Genomic DNA, 20,871 nt, shown 5'->3' on the forward strand with positions numbered 1-20,871 from the left:
CTTATGCTTCGATACAGCCTTTTCCTACTTCTGTTTGGATTAATTTCTATCCAGTGCTCCGCACAGTCATTATCTGAACGAATTAAAACGCTAACAGAGGGGAAACCTCTCACTCTAGGGGTCTCTGCAATCGGGATTGAAAATTCACTTCAGTTTCACTGGAACGAGAATAAGGCCTTGCCGATGCAAAGTGTATTTAAGTTTCCCATCGCAATCAAAGTTCTTTCTCTTGTCGACAAAGGAACCTACTCCCTTACGAGTCCTATCCTTGTCAAAGCAGAAGAACTATTAGACAATACCTGGTCTCCTTTAAAGGTAAAATATCCTACTGGCGATGTGACTCTTTCGCTCGGTGAACTCATTGAATATGCCGTTGCGCAAAGTGACAACAATGCTTGCGATGTTCTACTAAGATTAGGGGGTGGACCTTTGCAAACGCAGAAGTTTATTCGCAGCTTTGGACTTAAGGAATTCCAGATTCTATTTAATGAAGAGCAAATGCACGAAGATTGGGAGCGTCAATATCAGAATGCGGCATCTGCAAAAGAACTAAGTTCTCTACTCAAATTGTTTTATGAGGGAAAAACTTTATCAGAAAGTTCAACCGCTTTTCTTTATAAAGTAATGCTCAATACAAAAACCGGCAGCAATAAAATGAAAGCGCTTCTCCCTAAGGGATCCACGGCCCACAAAACGGGCGCATCTGGGAAAAACAAGGAGGGTCTCACCGGAGCGGAAAACGACATTGGAATTGTAACCACTCCCAAAAACAACCATTACGCACTTTCCATTCTAATTTCAGATTCGAAATTAGATGACAAAACAAACACGCAAATGATCGCGACGATCTCGAAATGGATTTACGATTATTACGTTGAACAGGAATGAAAATAAGAACTAAAAAGGAAGAATAAAAAAAATAGTATGAACAAGATTGTAGTAATTGGCGCAGGAACCATGGGCAATGGAATCGCGCACACCTTTGCACAAAATGGATTTCAAGTAAACTTGGTAGACGTTTCTACTGAGGCCCTAGAAAATGGACTAAAAACCATCACCTCTAATCTCGATCGGATGCTTTCGAAAGAAACCATTACCGAAGCTTTAAAAAAGGATACCTTAGATCGTATCACGCTATTCACAGACCTAAGCAAGGCCATCGACGAGACAGAATTAATTGTAGAAGCCGCGACGGAAAACTTAGAGTTAAAATTAAAGATTTTCAGACAGATGGATGAACTTGCGCCTGAGAATTGTATTCTTGCCAGCAATACCTCCTCTATTTCCATTACCCAAATCGCATCTGTTACAAACAGACCTGAAAAAGTAATTGGAATGCATTTTATGAATCCAGTACCCCTAATGAAACTTGTGGAAATCATTAAAGGGTTCTCCACTTCTAAAGAAACGTTTGACAAAACGTTTGAATGGTCCAAGGCTCTAGGCAAAACGCCAGTGGAAGTGAATGACTATCCCGGATTCGTGGCCAACCGAATCTTAATGCCTATGATCAATGAAGCGATTGAGACCCTATACAACCGCGTAGCAGGTGTCGAGCAAATTGATACAGTAATGAAGTTAGGAATGGCGCACCCTATGGGTCCATTGCAACTTGCAGATTTCATTGGATTAGACGTTTGTCTTGCTATCTTAAATGTAATGCACGATGGATTTAAGAACCCGAAATACGCTCCCAATCCTCTTCTCGTAAATATGGTACGAGCGGGAAAACTAGGAGTAAAATCAAAAGAAGGGTTTTATGACTATTCCACCACAAAAAAAGCAGAAATTGTAGCTAAAAGTTTTGCAACCGGATTTTAACAAAATTTAAAATAGGGGATTCATTTGCTAAAACAATTTTCTTTATCTTTGACCCCATTAAAACATTACAAAAATGAAAATACCTAAATTTTTATTAGCCGACAATTCCGAAATGCCGGAAGATTTATTTGTAGTTCATACAGAATATCCAAGATTTATCCTTAACGTAGAGGAAGAAGAAGTAGAATGGTTAGACGATCTTGAAGGAGATGACGAAGAAACCATGGCAGACGAAGCCACTAAAGTAGTAGAAATGGCTTTCACATGGTGTGACGAAGAATTAGCCAAATACGACGAAGAAGACGAAGAGAACTAATTCTTTTAGTTTCTAATACTTAAAATATGCAATCTGCTTTCCTCCGGAAGCAGATTGTTTTTTTAAGTAAAAGGTCTATAAAAACAATACCGCCTAGAGCTTCTCTCGGCGGTATTGTTTTTTGAAAGTAGATTCCTTTCTTAGTTTTTTGTAAACTTCATAAGAAGTAAATTGTCTTTGTACAATTCAAGGGTATTCCCATTCACAACGTAATGCGTTGCACTTTGCAGAAGACCAAGAAAGTTCGTTTCTGTCGTCATATCTTCACAAGCTTTTCTTGTCGATCCGAGTGCGGAAGTTGAAAAACCACCCACGGATGGGTTTAGCTCAACACCTCCAAAATAAGAATTACAGCCTGCATTCCCTGCAATCTTTTGCTCTTCAATTAGGAGCGTAGGTTTTGGACCTGAGACGGATTCCGTTACGGTCCACTGCGTATTTGCAATACTCGTTTGCTTCGAGCCTACTTTACCCACGGATCCAATCGCTGTACACGAAGCGAGGGTAAGAAACGCGAATAGAACTAACCAAATATTTTTCATAAAATGTAATTTTGCAAATCAAATGTATAAATAAAAATCGGACTGCGTCTTGAATTTAAGCTTTTTCTAATCAAAAAATAGGCCTATTACAGCGCTGCGCAATTCAGAATTTCAAGATCCCTTAACGAAGAGTTGCTCCAAATTCATTTTCAAACAAAGCGATCAATTGATTCATCACCTGAGAAATTTCTTTCTCTTCGAGTGTCTTTTCTTCGTTGAGTAACTCGAAGCTTAGCGCGTAGGATTTCTTACCCTCGGGTAGGTTTTTGCCTTCGTAAACATCAAACAAGTTCACTTTACGTAAATAGCGGGAAGGCTTCTTCTCTACTGCTTTTTTAAGCTCACTATAGCTTACATTTTTATCTACTAGCAAAGCGAGGTCACGACGAATCACGTTAAACTTAGGAAGGTCTTGAAATTTAAGATTCTCTGTTTCTCTCAGACTCTGGGCCAGTTGAAGTTCGATTTCTGCATAGTAACATTTCTGATCTACATCTGCTGACTTTAACGCCTCTTTTGAAACAATTCCAAGTCTTGCCACAATTTGATTTCCGACTTTCAAAGCAAGGCCATCGCTAAATCGCGCGTCCTCTAGCACTTCTTCTTCCCATTTAAGCCCAAGGCGCTGTAAGAGAAGAGATACATATCCTTTAAGGCGATAAAAATCGCTTACTTCTCCTTGCGACCTCCAATTCTCTGCCTGGTCCTTACCGGTGGTAAGCAGGGCGAGTTGCTTGCGCTCTGAGTAGGATTTCGTCTTATGATAAATCTTTCCTAGTTCAAAAAACTTTAAATCTGCACTTTTTCGATTGATATTATAGGCTGCGTTTTGCAATAGACCCTCTAGCAGAGACGTACGAAGGTACGCTAACTCTCCACTTAATGGATTTAGTAATTTAACGGCATCCTTTGGATCCTTAATCGAGGTTAAAGAATTATTCATTACTTCATTAAACCCAGCGCTTTGAAGCGTTCGAGCCCACGAATTTTCAAGTTCGTCTTGGTCATTTGTACTCAATTTCACAGGGGAAAACGAAAATTTCGCAGGCGATTCCACCTTATTGTATCCATAAATACGAAGGATCTCTTCAATGACATCAATCTCTCGAGTTACGTCCGCTCTAAAGGTAGGAACCGAAAGTTCGAGTCCATTTTGAATTTCATTTAAAATAGCAATGTCTAGAGACTTTAGAATTTCTTTGACCTTCTCTCTGTGGATTTTAATTCCAAGGATTTGATCAAGCATTGAATAGCGTAAAACGACGTACTGCCCCTCTATCACGCTTGGATAGAGATCGATTACTTCACCGACCAACTGTCCACCTGCAATCTCTTCAATCAATTTAATTGCGTACGAAAGTGCTGTTTTCGTTTGAGCAGGATCCACTCCTCTTTCGAAACGGAAAGAGGCATCCGTACTTAATCCGTGATATTTGGCTGCTTTCCGGACTGCTACAGGATTAAAGTACGCACTCTCTAGGAAAATCCTTTGAGTCTCTTCTCCTACGCCCGAATTCATTCCTCCGAAGACCCCTGCGATACACATGGGATTATCGCTTCCGTCTTTAATCATAATTTCTTCTCCCGAAAGGCTTCTCTCCACTCCATCTAGGGTGGTGAATTTCGTTCCCTTCGCAAGCGTACCTACTTTTACTTTGTGGCCTTCGATCTTGTCTGCATCAAAAGCATGCAAGGGCTGACCTAGGCCGTGAAGAATGTAATTGGTAATGTCTACCACGTTATTGATTGGGGATAGACCGATGGCTAGGAGTCTATTTTGAAGCCATTCGGGTGAGGCTTCTATGGTTACATTTTCCACGAAAGCGCCCACGTAGCGAGGCGTTAAAGTTGAATCTTCTACTACAATCTCTAAATCAGATTCGTTTTGCCCTTCCATGGGTTGAGGCGCTAATTTCTCAAAATCAGACTTCTGAGAATTGCTGGCTAAATAAGCATGCAAATCTCTCGCAACTCCGTAATGGGACATTGCATCGGTTCTATTAGGGGTTAAACCAATTTCATAAACATGGTCACTCCCTACTTCAATATAATCGCTTAGAGGTTTTCCGACTTCATATAAATCTTCTTCTAAAACCATAATTCCAGAATGGTCCTCACCAACGCCTAATTCCACTTGGGAACAAAGCATTCCTTCTGAAACTTCTCCTCTCAGTTTGGCTTTTTTTATCTCAAAAAAACTTCCATCTTTTGCATAGATCTTCGTACCCACAGTGGCAACCGCTACTTTCTGACCTGCCTCCACGTTGGGTGCTCCACACACGATGGACAGTAGGCTCTGAGCGCCCACATCGATTGTGGTTACTTTTAATTTATCCGCATTGGGATGCTTTTCGCACGTCATTACCTGACCCACAACGATTCCTTGCAAAGACCCTTTAATGGTTTCAAAAGGCTCTATGCCTTCCACTTCTAAACCTATATCGGTTAGGATTTCTCCTATGCGTTCTATTTTTAAATCGGTGTTCAGGTATTCGCCTAACCAGTTGTTTGAGATTTTCATTTACTCTTAAATTTGTGTACAGATACGGGCGCAAATATCGGTATTTTTGAGCAGACATTAAAATATAGCTCTGGGAAATTCAAAAGGATTCTCTCCCCAAAATGAATTCAAAAGAACTTAAATTCCATTTAGTCTACTGCCTAAAAAAAAATAGGAGCTCGACTTATGCAAGCTCCTACTGTATTTATTTAATCCATGCACCCACTTTGAATTTGAGTCCATTGAATTTGATTGCATTTTACATCCCAATGACAGGCATGGAAAGCATCAATAAATTTTCATTGTCTTCCAAACCGTCAATGGGTTCAATAATTCCAGGACGGGTTGGCATTGACATTTTAATGGTAATGTCATCTGATGCAAGAACAGAAAGCATTTCTGTTATGAACTTAGAGCTAAATCCAATGTTAATATCCTCGCCGTTGTAATCACAAGGAATCTGCATATCTGCCTTGTTTGCATATTCAGGATCTTCTGTGTGCAAATGCAATATGTTACCAGACAATTTAAAACGGACCTGATTCGTGGATTTATTCCCCATAATAGAGGCTCTTTTGATCGCTTGAAGAAGCAGAGCTCTATTGATTGTTAGAATGTTTGGATTTTCCTTTGGAATGACTGCTGTATAATTTGGATACTTCCCATCAATTAATAAGCAAATCCAAATGTTTTTTCCAAATGTGAACTTCGCTACATTGTCAGCGAATTCAATCAATACCTCTTCCGCTGTGTTCGATAAAATTGATTTGAAAATAGCCAGTGGCTTTTTCGGCATGATGAACTCCATCGGTTCTGCCACAAGATCTGTTCTATTGTAAACCACAAGACGATGCGAATCTGTGGAAACAAAATTCGTCCCTTCTTCTGTAAACTGGAATAACACCCCGGTCATTACAGGTCGTAAAGAGTCATTTGAAGTCGCAAACAAAGTGTTGTTTAAGGCTTCGGAAAGAACCCCTGCAGGAATCACTACTTTTTGAGTAGCATTAAATTCAGATAGTTCAGGATAGTCTTCTGCATTGTCCAAGGCCACTGCAAAATTATCCTTCTCGTCTAAAATTTCAAGTAGACTTCCCACCCCCTCATCGTTGTCTTTTACTGACAAAGTAAGAGGCTGTTCTCCATAGGTTTTCACAAAATCTTGAAAAATCTTCGCAGGCACCGCAAATCTTCCGGACTCATCAGATTTTACATCTAGACTTGTAATAAGCGTAGTTTCTCCATCCGAAGCCGTGATTTGCAATTGATCTTGATCTAAAGCAAATAGGTAATTTTCTAAAATTGGTCTGGATTGAGAGCTTGAAATCACTCCACTTACGGTTTGCAATGCTTTTTGCAACTCTCCACTTGAAACGATAAATTTCATAAATCAATTTAATTTCTACAAATATAACAAATAAAGGGAAAATAGAGAAAACTTGTGGCTTTAGTTATTAACAATATTCTCTCTTTTTATTATGGGAATTTCTCCTAGATTCCCTACCTTTCCCTTACTCAATATGAACAACAAAACTTTTCTTTCCAGTCTTAAAAATGCGCTTAACGGACTGCAACATGCAGTTCGCACCGAGCGCAATTTGCAAATTGAGCTTTTTGCCTTCGTCTTAAACCTCGTATTCATTGTTATTTTTGATCTAACCTATGTAGAAATTTCAATTCTGCTGCTCGTGTGTGCACTTGTTCTATGCATGGAGCTCCTAAACACGGCTCTTGAAAAAATGGCGGATTTTATCGAGCCTAATAGGAACGATAAAATTGGACTCATTAAAGACATAGCAGCAGGCGCTGTACTACTGGCTTCCCTCTTTGCTCTTTTCGTAGGACTTGTAATCTATTTACCTCACCTAAGAGCCCTGATACTCAAAGCATAATTCTGCATGGGCATCCTAAAAAAAAGGCGGGGAAACCTTTTGCTTCCCGCCTTCTCCGTATTCTAGTAAATGAATCTCCTATTTAAAGTAATCCACTCCGTTTTTAAAGACATTGTGGTAATTTGCATCTGGAATATTTTTCATTAGTCCTTCGCTAAATCGCTCTGTGTGCCCCATTCGACCAAATATTTTTCCATCTTTGGAGGTCACTCCTTCAATTCCAAAAAACGAATTGTTTGGATTAAAAGGCATTCCGTGGGCTACTTGCCCCTGGAGATCTACATACTGGGTTGCGATTTGTCCATGCTGGTAAAGCTCTTCAATCGCCTCCTTGGAAGCAACAAATCTTCCTTCCCCATGGGAAATCGGAATTGTGTATTCTTCTCCTAAGGTTCCCGCTAGCCAAGGGGAATGCTCACTTACTACTTTTACACGGACCATTTGAGAAATATGTCTACCAATGGAGTTATGTGCTAAGGTGGGAGAACTTGCATCCAGATCTCGGATTTCCCCGTAGGGAAGTAAACCTGATTTCACAAGTGCTTGGAAACCATTACAGATGCCTAGAATCATCCCATCTTTCTCTAAGTGGTTCATGACGGCTTCTTTCATTCGCTCGTTCTTAAGCACGTTCACAATGAATTTCGCGGATCCATCCGGCTCATCGCCCGCAGAGAATCCTCCAGAGAACACGAGAATCTGAGAATTCTGAATTTCTTTAACCCAATTCTCAATGCTTTGCTCTAGCAAATCTGTGGTCAAATTCACAAGGGTTGAACTGTTTACAATAGCCCCTTCCTTTGCGAATGCATTGATGGTCTCGTATTCACAGTTTGTACCTGGAAAAACCGGTGCAAAAACCCTAGGTTTTGCAATTCCATGGCCTCTTCTTATCAGTGGAGAAGACTTAATTGAGTTTAAACTCTCGTCTATGTTCAAAAGGACAACCTCCTTTTCTTTGGTTGGAAAAAGCGATTCAAATGTACCTTTGTAAGCTCCTAAAAGCTCTTCGATTGAGAAGCTTTCTTCTGAAATTTGCAAAATAGGTTCACTCGAGACTTTTCCAATTTCTACAAAGTGGGAACTGTCAAGAGGCTCAGTAGACTCAAGAACTAAACTTCCAAGTGAACTGGTTAACAGACTTTCTTTTGAAGTCGAAACGACAGCACCCAGTCGGTTACCAAAAGCCATTTTGGCTATTGCTACGGCAAGACCGCCTTTTTTAATCGTTTTAGCAGACACTACTTTTTGGGCTCTGATCATCTCATGGACTTCTCCATAAACCGCTTTTAACGACTCATAATCAGGCATTCCGCTCGCATCGAGCGTATGATTGAAATAGTAAATATAATTCCCTGCTTTTTTAAATTCCGGTGAAATAACATTCTTCTTCTCCCCGTGTGCACAAGCAAAAGAAATAAGCGTAGGTGGCACATTCAAATTCTCAAAAGACCCGCTCATACTGTCCTTTCCACCAATCGCGGCCAGCTCAAAATTCATTTGAGCATCGTAGGCACCCAGTAGAGAAGATAGTGGTTTTCCCCACTTCTCAGGCTCTTGACCCAATTTCTCAAAATACTCTTGAAAGCTCAAACGAATAGTGCGGTAATCTCCGCCCATTGCCACAATCTTAGAGACGCTTTCTACGACCGCAAGAGCGGATCCACTTAAGGAGTTTTCACTTGAATGGTGCGCATCAAATCCCCAAGAGGCGAACGAAACCGTATCTACGTCTTTTGCTCCAATCACAGGCAAGGTTTGCACACTTCCTTCCATCAGGGTTTCTTGGTAGGTTCCTCCGTAAGGCATCGCCACGGTCGTTCCTCCCACAGAGGCATCAAACATTTCTTGAAGCCCTTTTTGAGAGGCTACATTCTTATCTTTTAATAGACTAAGGAAATTTTCTTTTGAAAATTCGATCGAATCTTCCTTGTAAGGCTTTAAATGAGATATTTTGGCAGTCTGTATTTTTCGACACCCGTTGGTGTCCAAAAATTCACGACTCAAATCCACAATTTTCTCTCCTTTCCAAAACATTTGCATGCGACCCGAATCTTCCACTTTCGCAATGGAAAAGGCATGAATATTTTCTTTTTCACAAAGGGAAATGAATTTCTCTTTGTCGCCCGGCTCGATCACCACGGCCATTCTTTCTTGAGATTCCGAAATCGCAAGTTCAGTTCCACTAAGGCCCTCGTATTTAAGCGGCATTTCGTCTAAATGAATGGACAAACTCGAGGCAATTTCTCCAATGGCTACGGAAACTCCACCGGCTCCAAAATCATTGGATTTTTTAATCAGTCTTGTGACTTCAGGATTTCTGAAAAGCCTTTGAATTTTTCTCTCCTCGACGGCGTTTCCTTTTTGAACTTCAGTGGAAAGTGTATGGATAGAGTCTTGGTCCTGTTCTTTGGAACTTCCTGTGGCACCGCCTACTCCATCGCGTCCTGTGGCACCCCCAAGGACAATCACTAAATCTCCTGGACAAGGTTCTTCACGTTTTACCCAATCTTTTGGCACAGCTCCCACTACAAAACCTACTTCCATACGTTTCGCTTTGTATCCAGGATGGTAGATTTCGTCGACTAACGTCGTAGCCAGTCCAATTTGGTTTCCATAAGAAGAGTATCCACTGGCTGCTTTTTTCGAGATCGTACGCTGAGGAAGTTTTCCGGGCAGCGTCTGAGAAACAGGCTCTAATGCATTACCCGATCCGGATAGTCGCATTGCTTGGTACACATAAGCACGACCCGACAAAGGGTCCCTAATTGCCCCTCCCAAACAGGTGGAGGCACCCCCAAAGGGTTCAATTTCTGTAGGGTGGTTGTGCGTCTCATTTTTGAATAGCAAATACCACGGCTCTTTCTTTCCATCGTAGTTCGCTTCTATTTCAATTGTGCACGCATTGATCTCTTCAGAGACCACCAAGTCTTCTAATTTCCCTGTCTTGTATAAGTACTTTGCTGCGATCGTTCCAATGTCCATAAGGGACATAGCTTTATGCTCTCGCTTTAAAAAGGCTCTTTTGGATTGGTAATCGTTATATATGCGCTCGAGCACCTCCTTTTGATACCCTTCAAACTCTATAGAGGTAAGTTCCGTTTCAAAGGTCGTATGGCGACAGTGATCGCTCCAGTACGTGTCTAGTACTTTAAGTTCGGTTTCTGAAGGATCTCTTTGTTCCTTTTGAAAGTAAGACTGAATGAAGGTAAGATCTTCCATATCAAATGAAAAATCATGTTCTTTATGGAACTTTTCTAATTGCGCATTAGTGTAGGCTGTAAAGCCGGAATGAATCGGGACAGGTTGGGGCTCTTCTTGTTTTGGAATTTCCAAAACCTCAAGATTCTTCTCCTGACTTTCCACCTTATTGATAAGGTGCTCCTTGATAAGGTCCATATCGCTTGAGCTTACTCCTTGAAGTTCAATAAGAGAACCGCTGCGGACTTCTGCTTGGTCATTTCCGGTAAGCAGCGTAATACACTGCTCTGCCGAATCCGCTCTTTGGTCGAATTGACCGGGAAGATATTCCGTGGCAAAGTAGAGACCTTGGGCTGGATTCTCTTCGTGGAGCTCGTCCGTCACGGGATCTACAAACGTGGTATGAACCACTTTGGAAAACTCCTCGCTGCTTAGACCAAAAAGATCGTATACATTGTAAACTTTTACGGACTGAATGGTAGGTACGACTGCTTTAATCTCTTCCAAAATCTTTGGACTTTCTACATCAAACAGACCCCTTTTTTCTACGAATATTCTTTTTTTCATTTCAACTCTCATGCGGCTTTCAGGCCGAATGCTTAATTACTAGATTGTACTCTTTCTTCTTACTTTGTTTAAAAAAATAGGCAGCCCCCAAGGGGCTGCACTACCTTATACTTTTAAATCAGAACTACCGCCCATTTCGTGAGCGTACTTCTTTAAAATAGGCTGAACTTCATTCTCAATAAACTCCTGCGTTTGAATAGGCGCAAAGCCAATGAAATTTTTGGGATCCAAAACCTCCCTTAGTTTGCTCTTATCAAGTCTTAGACTTTCGTCGCTTAAGATGCGTTCCAAGAGATCGTTCTCTTTTCCTTCCATTTTTACTTTTTTGCTCGCTTCCATGGAATGCTGACGAATCACTTCGTGAATCTCTTGTCGGTCACCTCCGGCTTTCACTTCTTCCATAATAATGTACTCTGTGGCCATAAACGGAAGTTCTTCCTCAATATGCTTTCCAATTCTATTCTCATAAACCACGATCCCATTTAGAATATTATTCCAAATGAGTAGAATGGCATCCACCGCCAAAAAGGCTTGTGGAATGGTAAGTCTTTTGTTTGCACTGTCATCAAGAGTTCTTTCAAACCATTGGGTGGAGGCCACCATAGCGGAACTGCTTGAAAGGGACATCACAAATTTGGCAAGCGCGCCAATTCTCTCCGAGCGCATTGGATTTCTTTTGTAGGCCATCGCGGAAGATCCAATTTGATTTTTCTCAAAAGGTTCCTCGAGTTCTTTTAAATTCTGAAGCAGTCTTAAATCGTTGCTAAATTTATGGGCTGACTGTGCGATATTCGAAAGTAGGGCTACCACTTTGGCATCTACTTTCCGGTCGTAAGTTTGACCAGAAACGCCGAACACTTTTTCAAACCCAAATCGTCTTGAAAGCTCTTTGTCAAGATGCTTCACTTTGCTATAATCCCCTTCAAAAAGTTCTAAAAAGGAGGCTGCAGTACCTGTGGTACCTTTTACACCACGAAAACGAAGGGTGTCTAAAAAGAATTCTAATTCTTCAAAATCAAGGACTAGGGATTGAAGCCACAAGGTGGCACGTTTCCCTACAGTCGTTAATTGAGCAGGTTGATAATGCGTAAACCCAAGAGTAGGCAAATCCTTATATTCGATTGCAAAATCAGAAAGACGTTGCATGACGCCTACCAGTTGCTTTCGAATGAGTTTAAGTCCGTCGCGGATCTGAATTAAATCCGTATTGTCTCCCACAAAAGCGGACGTAGCACCCAGGTGAATAATTCCTTTGGCTAAAGGAGCGGCATCGCCATACGTATGGACGTGAGCCATCACATCGTGCCTAAATTTTTTCTCGTATTCGGCTGCTTTTTCAAAATCTATATCGTCCTGATTCGCTTTTAGCTGGTCGATTTGTTCTTGTGAAATTTCTAATCCAAGTTCTTTTTCAATCTCCGCCAAATGGATCCAGAGTTGACGCCAAGTGCGAAATTTATTGTTGGGTGAAAAATTAAAAAGCATTTCCTCACTGGAATAACGCTCTTCCAATGGATTTTTGTAGGAATTCATTCGATTGGTTTAAGGTTTAGACTTAGGCAAAATTATGGATTTTAATTGAGAGATGAAAGTCGGTTTTGAGCGAAAAAAAATCGCCACCCTAAGGCAGCGATTATGAATACAAAATTGATTCACTCGATTACTTGGACCAGTGCACTCTTTGCGTTTTAAAGTCCTGAGAATTCGTTCCCACCATAATGTCAAAATCTCCTTCTTCCCAATCGTGAAGAAGCTTATTGTCGTAATATTTTAAAAGTTCGGGTTGAATCTGGAAGCGAACCACTTTGCTTTCCCCTTTTTTAAGGAAAACCTTTTCAAATCCTTTCAATTCTTTCACAGGGCGTGTGTTACGACCCACCAAATCGCGAATGTACAATTGCACGACTTCCGAACCATCGTAGTTTCCTGAATTGGTTACTGTCACACTGGCTTCAATCGTTTGATTTCCTTTCGGGGCCTTATCTGAAATAGAAAGTTCAGAGTACGAAAAGTTCGTATAGCTTAATCCAAAACCAAACGGATAAAGCGGAGTGTTGCATTCGTCCATGTAATTTGAGCGGAATCGCTCGTATTCACATTTCGCAGTTTTCTCCGGACTGAGCGGTCGGCCTGTATTTTTATGGTTGTAATAAATTGGTACCTGCCCCACACTACGAGGAAAGGTCATAGGTAATTTTCCGGAAGGATTCACCTCTCCAAATAGCACGTCCGCTACCGCAAGTCCCGCTTCTGTACCTGGGAACCAGGCGTTCAAAATGGCATCCGGAGTTTCGTACATATTTGAGAGTGCTAAAGGTCTTCCCGTCAAAAGAACCACCGCGATCGGCTTGCCCGTTTTTTTAAGTTCATTTAGCAAATCGATTTGCGCCTCTGGAATTGTGATTTCTGCGCGTGAAGAGGATTCTCCGCTCATTTCTGCACTTTCCCCAATGGCTAACACAATTACATCCGACTGATTTGCTACATCCACGGCCTCTTTAAGTAGAGCCTCTTTCCCTCTGGAATCTCGATCTACTACTTTACCATGGGCTGCGTACACATTTTCCAACGTTTCATTTTCCTCTACGTTTGAACCCTTAGCTGTAAGGATCTTGACATTTTTACCCGCACTTTTTTGAAGTCCGTCTAAAAGAGTGACTGCACTTCCGTGCGTAGTGGCAACACTCCATGTTCCTGGCATGTTGACTGAATTTTTAACCAGGGGACCAATAAGTGCAATGGTTCCTGATTTCTTTAAAGGAAGTACCTGGTTGTCATTTTTCAAGAGTACCATCGAAGCCGCAGCAATTTTTCTTGCTTCGTCGCGATTCTTTTGTTTAAAAACTTCTTTTTCTGCCTCTTTCTTGCTACCGTATCGATACGGATCCTCAAAGAGCCCCAAATCGTATTTTGATTCTAAAATTCGTTTTGCAGCCAAGGTAATTTGCGCCTCCGTTACTTTTCCTTCTTTGAGCGATTTTTGAAGCGTAGTGAGAAAGCCTTCCCCTACCATATCCATGTCGGTTCCTGCATTTAATGCCAAGGCGGAAACGGTCTGCAAATCTCCCATACCGTGTTGTTCCATCTCGTTAATTCCTGTGTAATCACTTACCACGAACCCTTCAAATCCCCACTGTTTTCTTAAGACATCGTCCATCAGCCACTTATTCCCAGTCGCTGGAATCCCATCCACTTCATTGAAAGAAGCCATTACGGAACCAACGCCCGCCTCCACAGCCGCTTTGTAAGGAGGGAAATATTCATTGAACATACGGGTGTGACTCATGTCCACAGTGTTGTAATCAAGTCCTGCTTCCGGTGCACCGTAAAGAGCGAAATGCTTTACACAGGCAAGAATCGTACTTTCAAGGGAAAGATCCTTCCCTTGGTATCCATACACCATGGCTTTTGCGATTTCACTTCCAAGGAAGGGATCTTCCCCTGCACCCTCGGAGACACGTCCCCATCGAGGCTCTCTTGAAACATCCACCATCGGAGAGAATGTCCAGTTAATCCCGTCCGCAGCCGCTTCTTTTGCAGCAATTTGCGCAGAACGTTGTACTAAATCCATGTCCCAACTCGCGGCAAGCCCGAGGGGAATCGGAAATGTGGTTTCGTATCCATGGATGACATCCATCCCAAAAAGGAGGGGAATCTTAAGTCTCGACTTTTCCATCGCTACTTTTTGAACGGCTCTAATTTTCTCAATGCCTTTGATATTGAATAGCCCTCCGACTAACCCCTGTTCAATCTTTTTTCCAATGTCCGAACTCTGCGCTTGTCCTGTGGTGAAATCCCCGGCGCTCGGTAAATTGAGCTGACCTATTTTCTCCTCTAAGGTCATTTTTTGAAGGAGCTGGTCTATAAATACTTTCTTTTTGGCCAGGTAGTCCGCCGTTTGGTACTTTTGAACGGGCTGATGGACGAGCTCCTGTGCCATCGCAAATGGACTGAGAGCCAGGAGCGCAACTAAAATTAACTTCTTCATTATTCTATTATTTTTGTTTCTTATTTGCTAACATCCAGGTGTAAAATTCGGGATTGCTATAGGTAGAATCCCAAGAATTATGGTTATCGTCTGGGAAAATCGTCAGACTCACGTTTGGATTGATTTTACGAATGACTTGGTACATCTCAATAGAGGCCATTGGAGAGACGATATCGTCATTTCCTCCATGGAAAATACGGATGGGTAGATCCTTGTACTGATGCGCAGTTGCCTTCATCCATCGATCCGAAGGACCACAAACCACGCTTAGAGAAGCAAACATTTCGGGATGCTCATTGGCTAGCTTCCAACTTCCCCATCCTCCCATAGAGAGGCCGGTGAGATGAATTCGACTCGGATCTATTTTGTATTTGGTTTGAATATCCTGAATGAGTGCATAAACAGCCTGTGTATCCCACCACTCATTTGCAGGACACTGGGGTGCTAAAATGGCAACCGGCTCTTTAATTAGCTCTTTGTACGTAAAAGGACTGTGGGCCTTGACCAATTCCAGATTACTTCCTCTTTCCCCGGAGCCATGCAAAAAAACAATCAAAGGGACCGCAGATTTGCTCTCTTTAGGATAGTCTAGGACATACCCAAGTTCAGATTCGATCGACACCGTCTTGCTGAAATTCGCGTGAATTTCTTGCGCAAAACTTACGCTTGTCATACTGAGGAGTAAAACAAGACTAAAGTAGCGTATGCATTGGTTTATCAAAAGGTTTATCTTCATTTGATATTGTATTTTTCGGATTTAAAATCAAGTTTTTTTAGTCCTGCTTGAATGTCTGGGGCATTCATGAAAAGCTTCCATAAAAGTCCCGTCCTATAATTTTCGATCATAGGAGAAATCGTGCCTTGGTCGATGGCTAGATATTGTTTGGCTACCCAATTGTCATAATGGATTGAGGTCGCGTCGTAGGGACCTGCGCTTCCAATAAATTCAGGTTTTTGCTCATATAAAAACCGAAGAACATCCATCGATTCTTTCGGCGTATAAGGAAAACTACTAAGCGCGGCCGTGGGTGTTATAACGCCTCTGTCGTTAGAGGGCATATGAGCGGTATAGCCAGTGGATCCATCTGGATTTCTGGAATAAGAAGCAGTCATGCCCCAATAATTAGGTCCATAACCTTTAAAGTGCTTTGGGTTTTCGAGGGCATAGCGGTAGCTAATAAGTACATGGTTTCGGTTCAGATCAAAATAATTTTGAATTTGTCGGTCCTGTAGTCCGGTAGGATCTAACCCAAGATAAGAATATTGCGCCCAAAATAAGGGCCCACCGTATTCACTCGCTCCGTTGTGATTGACCAGAAGAGGAAGACCGTATTTTGTTTTGTCTGTGGTGTAACTTCCGTCTCTCGTCCAACCTTTGTAATACGTTTCTGCATCAATGGGATGCGTAGGGGAAGAGGCCGCTAGAATATAAGTAATCAAACATTCGTTATATCCTTCCAAAGGGAAATTCATTTCCCATCCATAGTTTTTGGACCAATGCCAGTAAAGGACTTTCTCTCCTCCTTTTGTGTACCAATCCCATTCCACCGATCTCCATAACTCATCCATTTTCTTAGCTAAGGCTTTCTCCCGCGCATTTCCTTCTTTAAAATACTCTCGTACTGTAATAATTCCTTGAACTAAAAATGCGGTTTCGACCAAGTCTCCGCCGTCATCTTTTTTTCCAAACGGGACAGCCTTTCCGGTTCTCCCATCAATCCAATGAGACCAAGCACCATGGAACCGCTCACTTGTGGAAAGAAAATTCGCAATTTTATGCAGTCTATCAACCGCTTCAGTGCGTGGCACAAAGCCTCTTTCTACGCCCACTAAAATACTCATGAGTCCAAAACCTGAACCTCCTGTTGTCACTACATGCGCATCGTTATAAGGGTATACCCCGTCTTCATGGTAGCGTTCTTGGCCCATGAGAGAATTGGGCTCTGCAAAATCCCAAAAATATTTCAGACTTTGCTTTTGGACCTGATCCATTAGGTCTGTATCACTTTTTGAAAAACTCACTTTTTCCGGCGAGTCTTTCGTTAAATTCATTGCTGTACACGATCCAACAATCGATCCTAGCGCAAGAGTAAATACAATTAATTTCTTCATATTATCTTCCTTTTTAAAGAGTGTGGGTGCTAGAACTAAACCCGAGCTTTTTAAGTCCCACCTTAATTTCAGGAGCCTTCATAAAAAGATTCCAAATAAATCCACTTCGGTAGTTCTCTACCATGGGGGTGATCGTTCCTTGATCAATGGCCAAGTACCGTGGGCTCACCCAATTGTACTGGGGGCTATACGCATCGTAGGGGCCTGCCACACCCACGTACTGCGATTTCTTTTCGTTGTAAAGAAATCGAAGCATCTCCATACTTTCACTAGGGGTATAGGGCATACTTGAAAGAGCCGCTGTCGGGCTGATTACACCCAAATCATTTAACGGCGAATGGGCACTGTACCCTGTCGACCCATCACTGTTTCGAGAGTAACTTGCCGTTAATCCCCAACCTTTCGCACCGTATCCGACATATCCTTTCGGATTACTTAATGCATATTGGTACATGATTTTAGAGTGGTTCGTTACAGCGTTTCCATAATTGACATATTCATCCGATAGACCTCTTGGATCGAGCGCGAGAAAAGAATAATGCGACCAAAACAGAGGGCCTACACTTCCTGAGTGACCGTTATGATTCACCACTAAGGGAATGCCGTAAAGCGAACCGGCACTCTTAATTCCACCGCTGCGTGCCCATCCTTCTTTATACACTTCTTTTGAAATGGGGTAAGTTGGTGAACTAGCTGCAAGGATATATGGAATTAAGGTTTCATCAAATCCTTGCAGTTTCATATTCATCTGAAACCCACTGTTTTTCGACCAGTGCCAATACAGTGTGTTTTGGTTTTGAGTGTACCAGTTCCATTCAACCCCTTGCCAAAGTTCATCCGCTTTTAAGGCTAAATTCTTTTCCGCTTCAACGGAAGAGTTTTTAAAGTATTCTCGCACGCAAATTAGACCCTGAACAAGAAATGCAGTTTCCACCAAATCTCCACCGTCGTCTCCAGGACCGAAAGGTTTCACGGCGCCGGTCTGCCCATCGATCCAATGGGGCCACGCGCCGTGGAACCGCTCTGCCTTTTCCAAGAAACTAAGACCTGTAGTAAGTCGTTCTACTGCTTGTGAGCGAGGAAGAAACCCTTTCTCAATACCTACGAGCAAACTGAGCAGTCCAAATCCAGATCCTCCTGTGGTCACCACATTTTGATCAAGCGAAGGATTGTCCGTATGGTATCGTTCTCGAGCTAATTTCGAATTGGATTCGGCAAACTCCCAAAAGTAGGAAATCGTTTCTTTTTGGACCAAATCCAAAAGTTCCACATCGGTATACGTGACCGGTGCAGGATCAGGACCCGGTGGTGTGGGAAGTGGCGTACCGCCTCCTCCGGGGGAATCGCGACCACCCGAGCAAGAGCTGGTTAATAGCGCGAAAAAGAATAAAGTTGGGATCGCAAATTTCATTTGTATTTTTTTTAAAAAGAAAAGGGCCCAAGTGGACCCTTTTCGAAGTCAATTATCTTCCGTCTTTTTCAAGCTTGTAAAGCGCGATGATATCCGCCGGGGCAAGAGCTGCATTGTAGAGTCTAAACTCATCCAATTGCCCTGCGTAACTTGTGGCCCAATCTTGTTGCGAACCGTTATTGAGCGGCGGCAGAGTTTCAAATTGATGAGTACCTAGGACCACTTGTCCATTGGTCCCCACCATTTCTAAATTCCCATACCCTGCCACGGATTTTGGATTGTCAATACCGCCCGGATCGTCAGAAAACCAAGAAGCGTAGCCGCTTAACGTTCCACCGGCTGGAGAATAAGCAAACCCTTCTAAATTCTTAGCTGGTTCTCCGTCTTGGTATACGTAGCATCGGCTTTCCTTCGAGTTGTAGACAAAGGCCACATGAACCCATTTTCCTTTGTAACCGTCCAAATTCGCTATGACACTTTGGCCTTTCCAGTTCACACCGGAACGTCCATTTTCAACCCCAAGTTTCAAACGAATTCGATCGGGTTTGGAGTTGTCTGGATTTTCAATAAAAAGGTTAATTCCACCCCAGAATTCTGCTGGACGAACCACAGAGAAAATCCCTTGTGCTCCTTTTCCAACTCCAGGAGGATCTGGCGCTACTGTATTGTTACTTTTCATCCAAAAGGCGACGGTAAAATCATTAAGACCCGTGATAGCACTGGATCCTTGGCCTACGGCATATCGAGATTCTGTGGAAGAACCACTGTAGGCCATTCCTTTGATCCCTTGCGCATAACCCACTTTGGTGGACACCGCTCCCGAGATACTGTTTTTTGCGTCTAAAAGATTGTTTTCAAAACTAAGTTTGCTTAGCAGATTGCTGCTAGCTATATCATCCGAGTTTTCATACCCTCCGATGGACGGGTATGGAATGGGTGGATTGTCTTTGTCAATACTATCCATGCATCCAGAGAGAAGCAGCATCCCTAGAAAGGTACCGCCCACATATTTGATTGTATTTTGATAATTCATAAGAGTAATATTAAATAATTAATAACCTGGATTCGGTTGACTTAGCCCTTTTGACTCACTAATGAAAGGCTGAGGAATTGGAAACAATTCATGTCTTCCGACAATAAAAGTTTTGCCATCTGCCGCCATTGCACTTTTAGCTTGACCGGTACGGACCAAATCAAACCAGCGATCGTGCTCTAGGGCTAACTCCAAACGTCTTTCCTTCCAAATTGCGGTGCGCATTGCCGTGCTTGAGCTCGCAGTGGTCACCCCTAAATTGGCTCTAAGTCTCACTTTATTAAGTTCCTCTCCGGCAAGGCCCGTTTGTCCTAATTCATTTAAAGCTTCCGCCTTAATTAATAAAATCTCGGCGTAGCGCAGGTAGCGAATGTTCGTATCCGAATCGTCAGAACCTGTGTAATTGGAAGAGTACGCTTTGTAATTGTAATAGGGATTTTCTACAGTGCTAGGCACTACACGCCCATCGTAAAGAGTAGAATTCCTAAAGATAATGGTCGCATCGCGACGCTCCGTATCTCCAGCCTCGTCAAACGCATCGACGAGATTTTGAGAAGGCGTGCCAAATCCCCATCCCCAACCTCCAGCACCTCTCGCGCCTTGGGTTTGAGAATACTGTTGAATGCCAGGTTCTCCCGGTCCTCCTTTTCCTTGAATTTCAAAGATAGATTCTTGGTTGTTTTCTCCAGAAACTTTGTAAATATCTGCAAAATCAGGTGTTAGCCCATACCCTACTACTAAGTTAGCATGATCCAGCGCCTTTTGCCAATTCTTTTGATAGAGGTAAACCTTCGCAAGCAGTGCATTTGCAGCACCCTTGGTCGCTCTACCTACATTGTTCCCTGAATAGGCTGCTTTGGGTGGAAGCACCATGGCTGCATCTTCTAAGTCCTTAATAATAAAAGCGTACACTTCTTCCGCACTTTTTCGTGTGAGCAGCATGACTCGATCCTCCTCCACACTCGGACTCGGCACATGATCTACGATGGGAACTCCTCCCCATCCTCGAACCAAATTGAAGTATAAAAACGCTCTTAAGAACTTCACTTCGCCTACAAGTCGTTCGCGAAGGGCCGCATCCGCTTTGTCCAGCTGCGGGATGTATTCAAGGGCTTGGTTGGCTCTGTTAATCCCTTGATAGGAACCCTGCCACACATCGTTAAAGGAACTTCCCGTAGCGGTTAAATCCAGTTTATCCAAGAGGTCCTTGTCGCCACCTGCATCTCCAGGGGACGACCCCTTGTCTGCATCGTCGCTAATAATATTGGTAATCCCGATCCAAGCAAACGAACTTAAATTCCAGTCTAAAAATTTTGCGTACACGGCATTCGAAAACCCTTCTGCTCCTTCGTTGTTATTAAAAAGGGATAAGTCCTGAGTCGAAATATTGGAAGTAGGTGTGACGTCCAAAGAGTCGGTCCTACAACTGTTTGTGCTAAGTGCAAACAGGGCTAAAGCGGAAACTAATATAATTTTCTTTTTCATGAC

General features: G+C 42.5%; 15 protein-coding genes. 4 read left to right on the forward strand and 11 right to left on the reverse strand.

What is annotated here, in order from left to right:
- Nucleotides 1–3: 3 nt before the first annotated feature.
- The 3 genes from bla (at nt 4) to ACX3PZ_RS10090 (ending at nt 2,137) form a co-directional block, all read left to right on the forward strand.
- Nucleotides 4–888 carry a class A beta-lactamase, subclass A2 gene (gene bla, locus ACX3PZ_RS10080; protein WP_459112703.1) on the forward strand — a complete coding sequence of 295 codons (885 nt, stop codon included), beginning with the start codon at nt 4–6 and terminating at the stop codon, nt 886–888.
- 36 nt (nt 889–924) lie between these two features.
- Nucleotides 925–1,821: a 3-hydroxyacyl-CoA dehydrogenase family protein gene (locus ACX3PZ_RS10085; RefSeq protein WP_459112704.1), complete on the forward strand. Its 897-nt coding sequence runs from the start codon at nt 925–927 to the stop codon at nt 1,819–1,821.
- Nucleotides 1,822–1,894: 73 nt separating this feature from the next.
- Complete coding sequence (locus tag ACX3PZ_RS10090) at nt 1,895–2,137, forward strand: hypothetical protein (RefSeq protein ID WP_459084300.1); 243 nt, start codon at nt 1,895–1,897, stop codon at nt 2,135–2,137.
- Between the two features lie 140 nt (nt 2,138–2,277).
- Here ACX3PZ_RS10090 and ACX3PZ_RS10095 read toward each other — a convergent pair whose 3' ends face one another.
- The 3 genes from ACX3PZ_RS10095 to dnaN all read right to left on the reverse strand — a co-directional run bounded on the left by ACX3PZ_RS10095 (nt 2,278) and on the right by dnaN (nt 6,566).
- The gene (locus ACX3PZ_RS10095; RefSeq protein ID WP_459084301.1) at nt 2,278–2,679 is read right to left on the reverse strand and encodes an META domain-containing protein; all 402 of its coding nucleotides are present in this window, start codon (nt 2,677–2,679) and stop codon (nt 2,278–2,280) included.
- A gap of 121 nt (nt 2,680–2,800) precedes the next feature.
- On the reverse strand, nt 2,801–5,200 hold the full coding sequence (gene pheT / locus ACX3PZ_RS10100; RefSeq protein WP_459112705.1) for a phenylalanine--tRNA ligase subunit beta: 2,400 nt from the start codon (nt 5,198–5,200) through the stop codon (nt 2,801–2,803).
- Between the two features lie 238 nt (nt 5,201–5,438).
- Entirely contained in the window at nt 5,439–6,566 is a 1,128-nt protein-coding gene (gene dnaN, locus ACX3PZ_RS10105; protein ID WP_459112706.1) for a DNA polymerase III subunit beta, read from the reverse strand.
- Between the two features lie 133 nt (nt 6,567–6,699).
- Between dnaN and ACX3PZ_RS10110 the strand changes: the two genes are divergently transcribed.
- Nucleotides 6,700–7,071, forward strand: a complete 372-nt coding sequence (locus ACX3PZ_RS10110) for a diacylglycerol kinase (protein WP_459112707.1) — start codon at nt 6,700–6,702, stop codon at nt 7,069–7,071.
- A gap of 78 nt (nt 7,072–7,149) precedes the next feature.
- Here ACX3PZ_RS10110 and ACX3PZ_RS10115 read toward each other — a convergent pair whose 3' ends face one another.
- The 8 genes from ACX3PZ_RS10115 to ACX3PZ_RS10150 all read right to left on the reverse strand — a co-directional run bounded on the left by ACX3PZ_RS10115 (nt 7,150) and on the right by ACX3PZ_RS10150 (nt 20,868).
- Nucleotides 7,150–10,839, reverse strand: a complete 3,690-nt coding sequence (locus ACX3PZ_RS10115) for a phosphoribosylformylglycinamidine synthase (protein ID WP_459112708.1) — start codon at nt 10,837–10,839, stop codon at nt 7,150–7,152.
- 105 nt (nt 10,840–10,944) lie between these two features.
- Nucleotides 10,945–12,372 carry an adenylosuccinate lyase gene (gene purB / locus ACX3PZ_RS10120; RefSeq protein ID WP_459112709.1) on the reverse strand — a complete coding sequence of 476 codons (1,428 nt, stop codon included), beginning with the start codon at nt 12,370–12,372 and terminating at the stop codon, nt 10,945–10,947.
- Between the two features lie 127 nt (nt 12,373–12,499).
- Nucleotides 12,500–14,827 (reverse strand): beta-glucosidase BglX, encoded by a 2,328-nt coding sequence (gene bglX / locus ACX3PZ_RS10125; protein WP_459112710.1) that lies wholly within the window; start codon nt 14,825–14,827, stop codon nt 12,500–12,502.
- Nucleotides 14,828–14,834: 7 nt separating this feature from the next.
- Nucleotides 14,835–15,563, reverse strand: a complete 729-nt coding sequence (locus ACX3PZ_RS10130) for a carboxylesterase family protein (RefSeq protein WP_459112711.1) — start codon at nt 15,561–15,563, stop codon at nt 14,835–14,837.
- The gene (locus ACX3PZ_RS10135) at nt 15,560–16,939 is read right to left on the reverse strand and encodes a glucoamylase family protein (RefSeq protein ID WP_459112712.1); all 1,380 of its coding nucleotides are present in this window, start codon (nt 16,937–16,939) and stop codon (nt 15,560–15,562) included. The genes ACX3PZ_RS10130 and ACX3PZ_RS10135 overlap by 4 nt, the downstream gene beginning before the upstream one ends.
- Before the next feature lie 13 nt (nt 16,940–16,952).
- Nucleotides 16,953–18,350, reverse strand: a complete 1,398-nt coding sequence (locus ACX3PZ_RS10140) for a glucoamylase family protein (protein ID WP_459112713.1) — start codon at nt 18,348–18,350, stop codon at nt 16,953–16,955.
- Between the two features lie 52 nt (nt 18,351–18,402).
- Nucleotides 18,403–19,383 (reverse strand): LamG-like jellyroll fold domain-containing protein, encoded by a 981-nt coding sequence (locus ACX3PZ_RS10145; RefSeq protein WP_459112714.1) that lies wholly within the window; start codon nt 19,381–19,383, stop codon nt 18,403–18,405.
- 18 nt (nt 19,384–19,401) lie between these two features.
- A complete protein-coding gene (locus tag ACX3PZ_RS10150; RefSeq protein ID WP_459084315.1) occupies nt 19,402–20,868 on the reverse strand; it encodes a RagB/SusD family nutrient uptake outer membrane protein in 1,467 nt (488 codons plus the stop codon).
- Between the last annotated feature and the right edge of the window lie 3 nt (nt 20,869–20,871).

The organism is Chryseobacterium sp. A321 (genome assembly GCF_054489265.1).

Bases quoted from the DNA above. Each gene is read 5' to 3' on its own strand.
- bla (WP_459112703.1), top strand. From the start codon at position 4: ATGCTTCGATACAGCCTTTTCCTACTTCTGTTTGGATTAATTTCTATC.
- ACX3PZ_RS10085 (WP_459112704.1), top strand. From the start codon at position 925: ATGAACAAGATTGTAGTAATTGGCGCAGGAACCATGGGCAATGGAATC.
- ACX3PZ_RS10090 (WP_459084300.1), top strand. From the start codon at position 1,895: ATGAAAATACCTAAATTTTTATTAGCCGACAATTCCGAAATGCCGGAA.
- ACX3PZ_RS10095 (WP_459084301.1), bottom strand. From the start codon at position 2,679: ATGAAAAATATTTGGTTAGTTCTATTCGCGTTTCTTACCCTCGCTTCG.
- pheT (WP_459112705.1), bottom strand. From the start codon at position 5,200: ATGAAAATCTCAAACAACTGGTTAGGCGAATACCTGAACACCGATTTA.
- dnaN (WP_459112706.1), bottom strand. From the start codon at position 6,566: ATGAAATTTATCGTTTCAAGTGGAGAGTTGCAAAAAGCATTGCAAACC.
- ACX3PZ_RS10110 (WP_459112707.1), top strand. From the start codon at position 6,700: ATGAACAACAAAACTTTTCTTTCCAGTCTTAAAAATGCGCTTAACGGA.
- ACX3PZ_RS10115 (WP_459112708.1), bottom strand. From the start codon at position 10,839: ATGAAAAAAAGAATATTCGTAGAAAAAAGGGGTCTGTTTGATGTAGAA.
- purB (WP_459112709.1), bottom strand. From the start codon at position 12,372: ATGAATTCCTACAAAAATCCATTGGAAGAGCGTTATTCCAGTGAGGAA.
- bglX (WP_459112710.1), bottom strand. From the start codon at position 14,827: ATGAAGAAGTTAATTTTAGTTGCGCTCCTGGCTCTCAGTCCATTTGCG.
- ACX3PZ_RS10130 (WP_459112711.1), bottom strand. From the start codon at position 15,563: ATGAAGATAAACCTTTTGATAAACCAATGCATACGCTACTTTAGTCTT.
- ACX3PZ_RS10135 (WP_459112712.1), bottom strand. From the start codon at position 16,939: ATGAAGAAATTAATTGTATTTACTCTTGCGCTAGGATCGATTGTTGGA.
- ACX3PZ_RS10140 (WP_459112713.1), bottom strand. From the start codon at position 18,350: ATGAAATTTGCGATCCCAACTTTATTCTTTTTCGCGCTATTAACCAGC.
- ACX3PZ_RS10145 (WP_459112714.1), bottom strand. From the start codon at position 19,383: ATGAATTATCAAAATACAATCAAATATGTGGGCGGTACCTTTCTAGGG.
- ACX3PZ_RS10150 (WP_459084315.1), bottom strand. From the start codon at position 20,868: ATGAAAAAGAAAATTATATTAGTTTCCGCTTTAGCCCTGTTTGCACTT.